At 43.1% G+C, this 12,059-nt stretch carries 10 protein-coding genes and 2 rRNA genes (1 of these 12 only partly in view); 4 read left to right on the top strand and 8 right to left on the bottom strand.

The annotated features are described in order from the left end of the window. Positions 1–4 precede the first annotated feature (4 nt). The 6 genes from SporoP37_RS09815 to SporoP37_RS09790 all read right to left on the bottom strand — a co-directional run bounded on the left by SporoP37_RS09815 (position 5) and on the right by SporoP37_RS09790 (position 7,667). Positions 5–208: a helix-turn-helix transcriptional regulator gene (locus SporoP37_RS09815; RefSeq protein ID WP_081243491.1), complete on the bottom strand. Its 204-nt coding sequence runs from the start codon at positions 206–208 to the stop codon at positions 5–7. A 27-nt stretch (positions 209–235) separates the two neighbouring features. After that, positions 236–1,282 carry a glycosyl hydrolase family 18 protein gene (locus SporoP37_RS09810; RefSeq protein WP_085430836.1) on the bottom strand — a complete coding sequence of 349 codons (1,047 nt, stop codon included), beginning with the start codon at positions 1,280–1,282 and terminating at the stop codon, positions 236–238. A gap of 35 nt (positions 1,283–1,317) precedes the next feature. Further along, positions 1,318–3,042 (bottom strand): polysaccharide deacetylase family protein, encoded by a 1,725-nt coding sequence (locus SporoP37_RS09805; protein ID WP_085430835.1) that lies wholly within the window; start codon positions 3,040–3,042, stop codon positions 1,318–1,320. Positions 3,043–3,074: 32 nt separating this feature from the next. After that, the gene (locus SporoP37_RS09800; RefSeq protein WP_085431750.1) at positions 3,075–4,769 is read right to left on the bottom strand and encodes a glycosyltransferase family 2 protein; all 1,695 of its coding nucleotides are present in this window, start codon (positions 4,767–4,769) and stop codon (positions 3,075–3,077) included. Between the two features lie 117 nt (positions 4,770–4,886). Continuing rightward, positions 4,887–6,206, bottom strand: coding sequence for a nucleotide sugar dehydrogenase (locus SporoP37_RS09795; RefSeq protein WP_085430834.1), 1,320 nt, complete (start codon positions 6,204–6,206; stop codon positions 4,887–4,889). Positions 6,207–6,224: 18 nt separating this feature from the next. Then, positions 6,225–7,667, bottom strand: a complete 1,443-nt coding sequence (locus SporoP37_RS09790; protein WP_099662759.1) for a polysaccharide deacetylase family protein — start codon at positions 7,665–7,667, stop codon at positions 6,225–6,227. 671 nt (positions 7,668–8,338) lie between these two features. Here SporoP37_RS09790 and SporoP37_RS09780 point away from each other — a divergent pair. The 4 genes from SporoP37_RS09780 to SporoP37_RS09770 all read left to right on the top strand — a co-directional run bounded on the left by SporoP37_RS09780 (position 8,339) and on the right by SporoP37_RS09770 (position 10,014). Beyond that, positions 8,339–8,722: a helix-turn-helix domain-containing protein gene (locus SporoP37_RS09780; protein WP_081243485.1), complete on the top strand. Its 384-nt coding sequence runs from the start codon at positions 8,339–8,341 to the stop codon at positions 8,720–8,722. A 234-nt stretch (positions 8,723–8,956) separates the two neighbouring features. After that, entirely contained in the window at positions 8,957–9,187 is a 231-nt protein-coding gene (locus SporoP37_RS09775; protein WP_085430833.1) for a hypothetical protein, read from the top strand. 317 nt (positions 9,188–9,504) lie between these two features. Continuing rightward, positions 9,505–9,660: a hypothetical protein gene (locus SporoP37_RS16940; RefSeq protein ID WP_157118627.1), complete on the top strand. Its 156-nt coding sequence runs from the start codon at positions 9,505–9,507 to the stop codon at positions 9,658–9,660. Between the two features lie 12 nt (positions 9,661–9,672). Continuing rightward, positions 9,673–10,014, top strand: coding sequence for a hypothetical protein (locus SporoP37_RS09770; RefSeq protein WP_085430832.1), 342 nt, complete (start codon positions 9,673–9,675; stop codon positions 10,012–10,014). Here SporoP37_RS09770 and rrf read toward each other — a convergent pair. After that, positions 10,009–10,124, bottom strand: a 5S ribosomal RNA gene (rrf, locus tag SporoP37_RS09765). The two genes, SporoP37_RS09770 and rrf, sit on opposite strands and share 6 nt — an antisense overlap. Before the next feature lie 73 nt (positions 10,125–10,197). After that, positions 10,198–12,059, bottom strand: a 23S ribosomal RNA gene (locus SporoP37_RS09760) (it continues 1,067 nt past the right edge of the window).

Here is a 12,059-nt window from a genome sequence, read left to right as displayed (position 1 = left end):
ACTTTTATGAAATATCCGTATTAAAAAAGATTTCACCAATCGGTTTATTAAGAACATCCGAAATCTTTTTCATTGTTTTCGCACTTGGATAATACGCGCCATTTTCTATTTTGGATAAAGCTGTACGCCCGATGCCCACCTGCTCAGCCAATTCTGCCTGCGTCAGATTCATTTGTTTCCTGAGTTCTTTAATATGATTGGCAAACATCTCTTCTTCCCCTTCCGATTCTTAGTTTTAACGGATAGCTTTATTCAGAAATTCCAATGTGGATGTCTCAATCCCTCCCATCCGCCAAAGAGAAACCTTAGTATTGCCTTCTTCAGCCGCGATCTTCATCCATTGGTGCAGGGTCTGCCGATCCGCGTACCAAACGGTGAACTTCTCACCGTTTTTTTCTTTATAATCAAAATACATGCCGCCGCTAGCCGGGTCTCTTACGGGTTTTTCGTGACTCTTTCGGGCCAGCTCTTCTGCTTCTATTTCTGTAAGAGTGGCAGTATGGTCTTTCCCATGCTGCCATTTGAATCCGCCTGCAGAAAATGCCATTATTGGCTCGCCGGGCAGCGCGCTCATTTTTTTCGCTACATTACGAATAAACTCCTCGTTTGCTTTCGGGCCCGGATCTGAATGTCCGCCATGCAAGTTATACGCCATCATCACATAAACAGGGCCGGCAGGAAATTGATAGTCTTCCACGCGTAAATTAGGTTCAAGAATGACACGTAATGTTTTTCCGTGTGTTTCAAGCGCCTGGTTCAGCTCTTTATAAAATTGAATCAGGTTAGGTAAATCTTCTGTATTTACATTTTCGTAATCGATTTCAAGTCCATCAAACTGATACTTACTGATATAGTGCAAAATAGTGTCGATATGGGCTTTTCGGCTGGCTGAACTTCCTACCAGCCGCGCAATTAAATCCGCATCTTTATGAACGACCGTATTGTCCGGCAGAAATTGATCATTTACGATAGTTAAGTCTAGCGGAATTTTCCGCTTTCTGGACAGCTCTTGCATGGCAGCAATTGCCTCATGCATTTTGTCACTGAAATATAACTGGTCATCACTGTCAAAATACGCTGCAAAAACCTGCGTACGATCCAAACCTTGTACTTGCTTCAGATCTTCCATTCCACTCTGCCATTGCCACTCAGTCACCCAGGCGGATAACTCCAAACTTTTCAATTCTGCAACATCCATCTGCTGTTCGTGTTCTTGCCCGCGGCAGCCGCTTAAAAGTAAACAGGTAATAACAATGTGGGCCATCTTATTCTTCGTTTTCATTGCAATCCCCGCTTCTAGTAGTATCTATAGTGGTCTTAGAAATTATCAACTACCCAGTTCATTGCGGATTTTATTGAACTGATGCATGTGTAGATTAACTTTTGATAATTTCCTCTTTCGTTGGTAAATAGAGCAGTCTGGTTCGCATGATTTTTGTCCAATGAAGTAATCGCAATATCACTGAAATATGCGTCATGAATCGGATCATTAAAATCACCTGTTACCCAAGAAGAACCGAGCGCCAATTTACCTGACTGTATGTCTTGATTGACTGCAAGATTATTTACAATTTCTTTGTCATTCAGCTGGATTGCCAGTTTATTGTCTTTGAGCGTTATTTCTACATATTTCTCATTCGCAAGTTTTTCCTCATCTGTTTTCTTTTCTTTTCGTCCAGATGATTGACTGTCATTCTGTTCTGCAATGTGTGCGTCAGGGATTGCCTTTGTCTCCAATAATTCTTTCAGCTGTCCTTTTACTTTTTCTTCAATAATCAGCTGATCATTTTCAAATGCTACTTTTATATACGCGTCCCCGTCATTACTGCGTCTGAGGAAGACCGCCTGCTGACCTTCTTCAGTTCCCCCGACTTTCCCTGTGAACTGAATGTCTGTGTTGCCGCTCTCATTCAGCACTAAATGTGATTGTTTTTTCGCCTTTGACGTCAGAATAATTGTGTTTCCGTCAAATTCCGCCACACCTTCTGCTGCTTTCCATTGCTTCGCCTGCTTTTCATTTCCCCGGACGAACTCTACCTTTCCTTTCGTGTCATTTTGAATTTTCATTAATAAATGATTAGTTGACCAGGATGCTGCCGGCTGAACCCGCGTCAGATTGTACAGATCATTTCCATTTGTATTGTACGTGTTTCCTTCAAGATTAAAATGCATGGCAAATGTTTTTCTGATTTCTTTATCGTTTATATCTGAAACCAATCTGTTTGCTGTATTATATAAGGCATTTGCATGCATAATCATATACACATCAGGCGTAGCTCCTAGCTGTTTTTCATACACCTTGCGCATCTGCTCATAGTCTTCTGTAATCCGCTTTTCCATTTCCGTTCGATTCTCAATCGGAATTGAATACTGATCACGTATAAAATCCATGGAGAAGTGATTATAAGAATCGATTTCACTTTTATTCAGCACTTCATCGTCGTCACGAATAGGTAAAAATGTCCCTTCTTTATTAAATATATTTATATATGTTAAGCGGTTGCCGTTACTGCCCAATTCCCAAAATCCGCTTTTCTTCATTTGCGACAGATGTTCCGGCTGCAGAAAACGTTTGTCGTTTGTCTCCAGTTTATTTGCAAATGACAGCAACGTCGCTTTGTAGTTGTATTTCTTCAGCAATGGATGTACAAATACACTCGTATCCGTGCGTCCGTCTTCAAAGGAAAGAAACAGTGCTTTCTCGGGTAAAGGTTTCTTTTTATTGTAATAGTCTAAAATATCTTGTTGGGAGATAGTCTCATATCCTTGATCGGTTAACGCCTGCAGCTGTTTCTGCAATTGTTTTTTCGCAAAAAGCGAGTCGGATCCATCTCTCGATACACCTGGATAGGATAGGGCGATAAACCCCTTTTTATTACTCCATTCTGTCTGATCTGGCGCATCGTAACGATTCATCTCAACAAACGTTTGAAACACAAGGAACACAATAACTGCCAGGATCGCCAATTGAAAAATCGAGCGCCTTTTTTTCCGCTGATTTTTCTTTTCATAATCTAACACTTCGTTATATTTACGTTTCATATGCAATTCTCCTTGTCTACAAATTCATATACTTATGATTTGATAGTTAGAGGATCCTTTTTTTCTTTCTTGCGGGCCTTCTTTTCTCTCGCTTCAATATCTTGAGGCGTATCGCGCGTTCCCCATGTTGATTTCCAGAACGTTACCCAAGCAATCGGCATCTGCCATAAAAGAACCGCTTCATACATCAAAACGAAAACAAAGCCGAATATCCAGAGACTGCTTTTCTTGAAAAACAAGTACGCCGCGCTCATCATGAAAGCCATCAGGAACAAACCCATCAGGAAAGTTGCCGGAAAAACACCGTGATAGAGAGGAACATATACTAAGTTATAAATCACGACAATCGGTGCTGCAATTGGCACAATCAGCCCGACGTAAAAGAACAGTGCCATGAAGACTTCCTTTTTCCAAATGAAGGTGCCCGCCCGTAACGATTCACGCAGCCAGGATCGTTTCCAGCGCATTTGCTGTTTCAGGAACATTCCGAATTTTTCAGGTACAATTGTAGAACAAATAGCTCTGTCCTGGTAGGCAGTGCGATGTGTCTGCAAGATAAAGTTGGTCATACTTCGGTCATCTCCGAATGTTGCCGGCTGTCCCAAGAAGGTTTGATTCACCCAGTCTTCCTGATGTTTCAAAATCAAAGACTTCCGATAGCAAGACAAAGGACCTGACAGGCAAGTGACGCAGTCAAAATAAGATTCTGCCGCTTTCATCACGCGAAATGCAATATAGTAACGCACAACCTGCAGTTTCGTTATACTGTTCGTATATTTGTTTTCCACATCTGTACGGCCTGCAACACCGCCCATTTTAGGGTCTTGAAACGGCTGCACGAGATTCAGAATGGCATTCGGCTCGAGAAAACTATCCGAGTCAACAAAGACAACCAGATCGTGCTTTGCCATTGCCACGCCTTCCACCAGCGCTTCGCGTTTTCCGCCATTGACCGGCATTACATGCACTTGAAGCCGTTCTTTGATGTTGTATATTTCATCTTCCTGGCTTAGCTTTTCGACTGCTTTCAAGGCGTTTTTTACAGTTTGATCTGTAGATTGATCGTCAACCACAATTACTTCTAGCTTATCGATGGGATAGTTCTGATTTAGACAGCTATATATCGTTTTGTGAATCCACTCTTCTTCATTAAATACAGGAATAATGATTGAAACACCCGGCCGGTAATTCGGATTAATTGGAATGTTTTTGTAGAAGGCACCAAATATATACCGAGACAATAGAAACGCAGCTGCAATGAGACTGTAAAAGTAGATGAATTTATTGAATTTAAAGTAGACTAAACTCTCCACTCGCATTAATACGATAAAGAAAGCAACAAGTAAGAGACTGGCAAACGTAAATGTCTTTATATACTTCCATCTCGTTCTCTCAAAATAGGAGTCGAGTGATTCGACAAAACTGAAGACCATTTTCCACGTAATTTCACCAGTTGGCATCTGTATTTCTTGCCAGCTTGCCGTTCCGCGAATCCTTACTGTTGATTCGTATCCTTCCTCAATTGTTCCTTTTGGAATTTTGAAACGTAAAGTTACAATATCACCGTTTCCGATTGCATTCATTGCGGAATTGAAGTCTACGATCACCTGCGTTTTTGATATTTCGACAGCATCTGTTTTAATTCTCGCTCCAAACACGTTTTCTCTAATAACCACCTGAAAGTTACACGAATAAGAATCTTTCAGCAGGCGATTTGTTTCAACCATGTTCCCGGCTGCATCTCTCTTCACTATCGGAACGTTCGGAAGAAGTGTTGCATTCTCAGTGTGTAAAATATAGGGTCTGGCATTATGTTTTTCTGTCACTGTACTTCCACACCTTTCTCATAGACTCCAATACCTAATGTTCTGGTCTTCGAATTCTTTTTTGTTGTAAATACCTTTCACATCAACCAATAACTTTGCACCTTCTATCTTAAACATTTGCTGGAAGTCATCCAGTTCCAGCCCTCTGTATGCTTCGTGAGGGACTGCGACTACCACTGCATGCAAGTCTTTAAAATCCTCCACTGGTACAAGTGTAATATCGCATTCTTTTTTTACTGTATAGGAGTCTGCCATAGGATCGGCCACAATGGGATCAATGCCGTATTCTTTTAATTCATTGATAATATCCAGAACTTTCGTATTACGAAAATCGGGGCAATCTTCTTTAAACGTTAGACCCAAGATTCCTATTCGGATATTATTCATATTGACCTTCTGCTGCGCGAGCATCTTTAGTATTTGCTGCGAGATGTAAGCCGCCATTGAATCGTTGATATGCCTTCCTGCCAATAAGATTTTGGAATGATATCCGCAATCCTCAGCTTTATAGGTTAAATAATAAGGATCTATCCCAATGCAGTGTCCGCCGACCAACCCGGGTGTAAATGGAAGGAAATTCCACTTGGTTTTTGCGGCACGCAAGACTGCCTGTGTATCAATTTTCATTTGATTGAACAGCATAGACAGCTCATTCATAAACGCAATATTAATATCCCGCTGTGCATTTTCTATTACCTTTGCGGCTTCTGCAACTTTAATACATTCCGCGCGGTATACGCCTGCGTCAATAATCATTTCATAGACATTTGCAATAGTTTCAAGTGTCTGTTCATCGCTGCCAGATACAATTTTGATAATATTTTCAAGGCGATGTACCTGATCACCCGGATTAATGCGTTCAGGCGAGTATCCTACGGTAAAGTCCGTGCCGAATTTCAAGTTCGACGCCTTTTCCAATTCAAGTATACAAACTTCTTCTGTAACGCCAGGGTATACAGTCGATTCATACACTACAACTGACCCTTTTTTCATATTCCTTCCTACGGTTTGACTGGCCATCTGCAAAAATTTCAAGTCCGGCAGATTTCCGGACTGAATTGGCGTTGGAACAGCAATCACAAAGAACTTGGCGTTTTGCAGCTCCTTTTCGTCTGAAGTAAACAGCATATCCGTATTTTGAATCCGTTCCTCTCCTACATCACCCGTCATATCAATGCCTTCAAGCAGTTCGGCAATCTTTTTCTCGCTTATGTCGAATCCAATTACGTCTGCCACTTCGGAAAACGCGATGGCTACCGGCAGACCCACATATCCCAGCCCGACCACTGCAATTTTTTCTTGCTTATCCGCGATTTGCTCATATAGTGAATTCGCCATTGAGACCATCTCCATCTATTAGTTATTATTCATGCGCATTAATTCCGACATATGTTTAAATGTGTAGCCCTCCTCACGTAATGTGTGGATAATCATTGGGAGAGCTTCGATAGTATGTTTATCATCCAGAATGTGCAAAACAATTACGCTTCCTTCGCCGCGTTTCTTCATGACGCGTTTCAGGATTTCATCCGCATCATTTGCTACATCCCAGTCGAATGGTGTGACATCATATAAAGCAATACTTTTATATCCCGTTGCCATGGCAACCTTTGCCGTTTCTTCATCAATTTCTCCTGTTGCGGGACGGAAGAGCCTTACCGGTTTTGCTTGAATGGCTTCCGTTAGGACTTGATTTGCTTTCACCAAGTCTTGTTGCAGATCCTCTGGCGTCATCTTCGTCACGATTTCATGACCATAAGAGTGACTTGCCACTTCATGACCCTGCTCATAAATGGCACGTGCCAAGTTTGGATTTTTTTCTACACCTTTACCAATTAAGAAAAACGTGGATGGCACTTTCTCTTCTTTTAAAATGTCTAGAATCTTTGTCACCGTATAATCGCTTCCCCAGTCATCAAATGTTAACGCAATAACCTTTTCTTCAGTTTTGGCATCGTAAAAAATATTTGGTGTAATATGTTCATAGTCTGGATTAATTTGAATACTGTCATATCCTGCAATTTGATCGAATGGTTTATGTTCCGTTCCCCGTTTGACCAATTCTTTTAACGGGACCAGCTTATAGCCAATCTTTTCTACTGCTTTCGCAATATATGGAATTGCACCGACAACTTCGGGATTAATATCTGTATGCATAGAAATGATGGAACCGCGCGTTATATATCTTTCAATATATTCACCGATCTCTTTGGCACTTTGCATATCCCCTTCGCGCGGATTAATTGTGTAATTAATAACTGCCTCCATGCCAAGCTGTGCAGCGACTGCCTGCAAATCCTCATCAGAATCACCTGATCGAGTTCTTACATAACGCGGAGTTACGCCTGTTTCATTTCGAATAACTTCATTGCTTAACTTGACTTCTTTATACAATTGTTCGTAACTCATATTGCGGATTTCCCGCTGATTAAGTGTGTTGTTTTCAATTTCATGACCGCGTTCCAGTATCATTTTGGCTATATCAGGCTCTTCGGCTACCCGAATCCCCGGCAGAAAGAATGTAGCTGGAATGTGGTGTTCATCGAGTGCATCTAGTAGCTTAATCATTGTTTTCTTATCGGCCATTCCATTGAATGTCAGTGATAATTCTTTTCGCGTAGTCCATACATAAGAAAGAACTTCGTTTTTCGCTCCCGCATACGGATCCACTTTTTCATTGGCAAGCAGAACCGCTGCTGCATCTCCATTTGTCTTTCCGCCAAATAACGGCGAGCATCCCCCTGCCACCAATAAAAGACTTAGAAACGATAATAGTGAAATAGACTGTAACTTGCTCATTCGTCTGCAATTTGTGAATTCATGCCGCATTCTCAACACCTGCGCTTTCTGTTTTATACTTTCAAAAGATTGTAAGGAGAGAAGACCGGCCCTGTTTGAAATAACAATAGCTCTAATTTTTTGTACAGAAGATGTTTACGTTATAAAGTACAAGTTTCCTTTGCGATCCCGAGATAGTGCAGATTACAACCTCCTTTTAATTAAAATTTAACTTGTGTTGTATTTCTAAACAAAAAGGGTGGAAAAGTCACATTGTTTAGTCTTACAACACACTTTATGTCTATTTGTTCTTTTTGTCAACACATTTATTTTCTATTCTGAAAATTTTTCAAATGAAAAAGAATTTAAAATACGGCAATAAACAGTTATAGATCTTAAAAATTAGGGATATGGAGTATAGCAGATCCCCTACAACTAAGATAGAATTGTATATATGTAGGTAAAAAAAATGGTAGGTATACACGGGGTTGGCTGGTTATTTCGGCATGTTAATTGCCGGAAATACTTCTATTCCGATCGGGATATTTCTGCAAATTTTTATAATATCCGATATTTTAGACTATTTTACTATATCCTTTACGATAGCATTGCTTTTTATTTATCAATTAATCAGTTATGATAGTATTATCAATCAGCAAATCGCAGACTGAGTAGAAAAGGTGGGAATATAAATGAATGAGTTTGGTAAGCGCCTGCGTAAAATACGTGAACAAAAAGAAATGACCTTACGTTATTTGGCAGAGCGTGCTGATTTAAGTTATTCCTTTATTGCATCATTGGAAAAGGGACGCTATAATCCTTCCCGTGAAACGATTTGTGCGTTAGCAACAGCGTTGGACACAGATAAGAACGAGTTGCTCATATTGGCCGGATACCTGCCTAATGATACAGTAGATCAGGCATTTTTCACTTCAAAAAAGAAACAAATAACCAAAGAGCTTGCACTTGAGAAAGTATTAAAAGAATCGGTTTCATTTAATGGAATCAGTTTGTCTTCTGACGACAAGAGTGCACTGCTGGCTTTCATGCAAACTATGTTCAGTTTAAAAAAATAAACTTTTTACCCCTTTTTCTACAAATTTACAATACTCAGTAGTATTATCCGTCATTCTGCTATATAATATTGGCAGAATGATTTTTCTATACGCTATAATTCTCTTTTGAGAAGAAAGTATACGTTACAGGCTTTATTTTTAGAGAGCCGGCATTCAGATACTAGGCGAACAGAAAATTGTTCTATTCTCTCGTCAACTGCGCTCTTGAGCAAACTATAAAAGGGGATGAGCAATATGCCGGCTTATATGGTCAATGAATATTATGTTTTTACTTCCTATGAAGATATGTCTTCTCTCATTCATGATATTATCCACTATTCTCTCCTGCCTTCGCAGCAAGACCAATATTCGTTTTCTATTCTTATTGGCAATTTAGACATAAATACGCTTCAATTTCAATCATCCACCGGTCAGACTATTGCCGTGCGCTATGAACAAGATAACGACATTTACTACTCCGTATGATTAGACAGCCAGATTAGATCAAATTGAATTGAATAACAATATCTGCTTTCTAATCCATGGGCTTCTCAGCCATGGATTATTTAATTTGCGGAATTATATTAGAGCGAGTTTTTGCCGGTGATCAAGGAAGTTATTTAGGCGTCCGTGAATAATTATAATTTTAGTGGGCAAAACAGCTGATTTTTCCAGCGGCTGTACTGAGCCTTGAAATGACTCAACCACCCTTGAGATGTTTTGTCCGCTGACACGCTGCTTGTGCTCATTACTTAATTTTTTCATTGGGAAAAGACTGTGGTGTGGGAGGAGATTTTGAGGGGATGCCGCGTGAGTATGGGCGCTTGGCCAGGGGCTTAGAGCGGATGTCGCGTGAGTATGAGCGCTTGGACGGAGGATTAGAGCGGATCTCGAGCGGGTATGAGCGCTTAGCTGGAGGCATAGAGCGGATGAACTGGAGTTATGAGCGCTTGGCCTGAGGCATAGAGCGAATGCCGCGTGAGTATGAGCGCTTGAACGGAAGATTAGAGCGGATACCCGGCGAGTATGAGCGCTTGGCCAGGGGCTTAGAGCGAATCTCGAGCGGGTATGAGCGCTTGGACGGAGGATTAGAGCGGATGCCGCCCGAGTATGAGCGCTCAGCCGAAGACATAGAGCGGATACCGGGCGAGTATGAGCGCTTGGACGGAGGCTTAGAGCGTATGCTGCCTGAAAATGAGCGCTTGAACAGCCACTATGATCGAATGGCCAAAAGAATGAGCGGACAACAGAAAAATATTCTCTCAAAAGCACAAAAAAGCCACTCCCCAAAGGGAATGGCTTCGCTTGCCTAGCAACGTCCTACTCTCACAGGGGGAAACCCCCAACTACCATCGGCGCTGAAGAGCTTAACTTCCGTGTTCGGTATGGGAACGGGTGTGACCTCTTCGCCATCGTTACTAGACTTCTTGAGTAAAGCTTGTTCACTCAAAACTGAATAAAAGACATTGGGTCATTCAAGTAACTTCTTTTTATAATAGGTTAAGTCCTCGATCGATTAGTATCTGTCAGCTGCATACGTCGCCGTACTTCCACCCCAGACCTATCCACCTCATCATCTTTGAGGGATCTTACTTACTTGCGTAATGGGAAATCTCATCTTGAAGGGGGCTTCATGCTTAGATGCTTTCAGCATTTATCCCGTCCATACATAGCTACCCAGCGATGCCTTTGGCAAGACAACTGGTACACCAGCGGTATGTCCATCCCGGTCCTCTCGTACTAAGGACAGCTCTCCTCAAATTTCCTGCGCCCGCGACGGATAGGGACCGAACTGTCTCACGACGTTCTGAACCCAGCTCGCGTGCCGTTTTAATGGGCGAACAGCCCAACCCTTGGGACCGACTACAGCCCCAGGATGCGACGAGCCGACATCGAGGTGCCAAACCTCCCCGTCGATGTGGACTCTTGGGGGAGATAAGCCTGTTATCCCCGGGGTAGCTTTTATCCGTTGAGCGATGGCCCTTCCATGCGGAACCACCGGATCACTAAGTCCGTCTTTCGACCCTGCTCGACTTGTAGGTCTCGCAGTCAAGCTCCCTTATGCCTTTGCACTCTGCGAATGATGTCCAACCATTCTGAGGGAACCTTTGAGCGCCTCCGTTACTCTTTAGGAGGCGACCGCCCCAGTCAAACTGCCCACCTGACACTGTCTCCTGCCCGGATCACGGGCAAGGGTTAGAAGTCCAATACAGCCAGGGTAGTATCCCACCAATGCCTCCTCCGAAGCTGGCGCTCCGGAATCCAAGGCTCCTACCTATCCTGTACAGGCTGCACCGGAATTCAATATCAGGCTACAGTAAAGCTCCACGGGGTCTTTCCGTCCTGTCGCGGGTAATGCGCATCTTCACGCATATTATAATTTCACCGAGTCTCTCGTTGAGACAGTGCCCAGATCGTTACGCCTTTCGTGCGGGTCGGAACTTACCCGACAAGGAATTTCGCTACCTTAGGACCGTTATAGTTACGGCCGCCGTTTACTGGGGCTTCAATTCAGAGCTTCGCTTGCGCTAACCCCTCCTCTTAACCTTCCAGCACCGGGCAGGCGTCAGCCCCTATACGTCATCTTACGATTTTGCAGAGACCTGTGTTTTTGCTAAACAGTCGCCTGGGCCTATTCACTGCGGCTCTCTCGGGCTATTCACCCTACCAGAGCACCCCTTCTCCCGAAGTTACGGGGTCATTTTGCCGAGTTCCTTAACGAGAGTTCTCTCGATCACCTTAGGATTCTCTCCTCGCCTACCTGTGTCGGTTTGCGGTACAGGCACCTCCCGCCTCGCTAGAGGCTTTTCTTGGCAGTGTGAAATCAGGGACTCCGGAGATAAATCTCCTTGCCATCACAGCCTAGTGTTATATGAGAACGGGATTTGCCTCGTTCTCCACCTCACTGCTTAGACACACAACCAACTGTGTGCTCACCCTATCCTACTGCGTCCCCCCATTACTCAAACGGCGGGGAGGTGGTACAGGAATATCAACCTGTTGTCCATCGTCTACGCCTATCGGCCTCGACTTAGGTCCTGACTAACCCTGAGCGGACGAGCCTTCCTCAGGAAACCTTGGGCATTCGGTGGAAGGGATTCTCACCCTTCTTTCGCTACTCATACCGGCATTCTCACTTCCAAGCGCTCCACCAGTCCTTCCGGTCCAGCTTCAACGCCCTTGGAACGCTCTCCTACCATTGACCATACGGTCAATCCACAGCTTCGGTGATCTGTTTAGCCCCGGTACATTTTCGGCGCAGCGCCACTCGACCAGTGAGCTATTACGCACTCTTTAAATGATGGCTGCTTCTAAGCCAACATCCTGGTTGTCTGGGCAACGCCACATCCTTTTCCAC

Origin of the sequence: Sporosarcina sp. P37, assembly GCF_002109365.1 — a bacterium.
GTDB lineage: Bacteria > Bacillota > Bacilli > Bacillales_A > Planococcaceae > Sporosarcina.
Note: the sequence above shows the minus strand (reverse complement) of the source record. Positions and strands in the feature narration are given on the sequence as shown.

Coding starts and splice junctions, on each gene's coding strand:
- SporoP37_RS09815 (WP_081243491.1), bottom strand. CDS start 208: ATGTTTGCCAATCATATTAAAGAACTCAGGAAACAAATGAATCTGACG.
- SporoP37_RS09810 (WP_085430836.1), bottom strand. CDS start 1,282: ATGAAAACGAAGAATAAGATGGCCCACATTGTTATTACCTGTTTACTT.
- SporoP37_RS09805 (WP_085430835.1), bottom strand. CDS start 3,042: ATGAAACGTAAATATAACGAAGTGTTAGATTATGAAAAGAAAAATCAG.
- SporoP37_RS09800 (WP_085431750.1), bottom strand. CDS start 4,769: ATGGTTGAAACAAATCGCCTGCTGAAAGATTCTTATTCGTGTAACTTT.
- SporoP37_RS09795 (WP_085430834.1), bottom strand. CDS start 6,206: ATGGCGAATTCACTATATGAGCAAATCGCGGATAAGCAAGAAAAAATT.
- SporoP37_RS09790 (WP_099662759.1), bottom strand. CDS start 7,667: ATGAGCAAGTTACAGTCTATTTCACTATTATCGTTTCTAAGTCTTTTA.
- SporoP37_RS09780 (WP_081243485.1), top strand. CDS start 8,339: ATGAATGAGTTTGGTAAGCGCCTGCGTAAAATACGTGAACAAAAAGAA.
- SporoP37_RS09775 (WP_085430833.1), top strand. CDS start 8,957: ATGCCGGCTTATATGGTCAATGAATATTATGTTTTTACTTCCTATGAA.
- SporoP37_RS16940 (WP_157118627.1), top strand. CDS start 9,505: ATGCCGCGTGAGTATGGGCGCTTGGCCAGGGGCTTAGAGCGGATGTCG.
- SporoP37_RS09770 (WP_085430832.1), top strand. CDS start 9,673: ATGCCGCGTGAGTATGAGCGCTTGAACGGAAGATTAGAGCGGATACCC.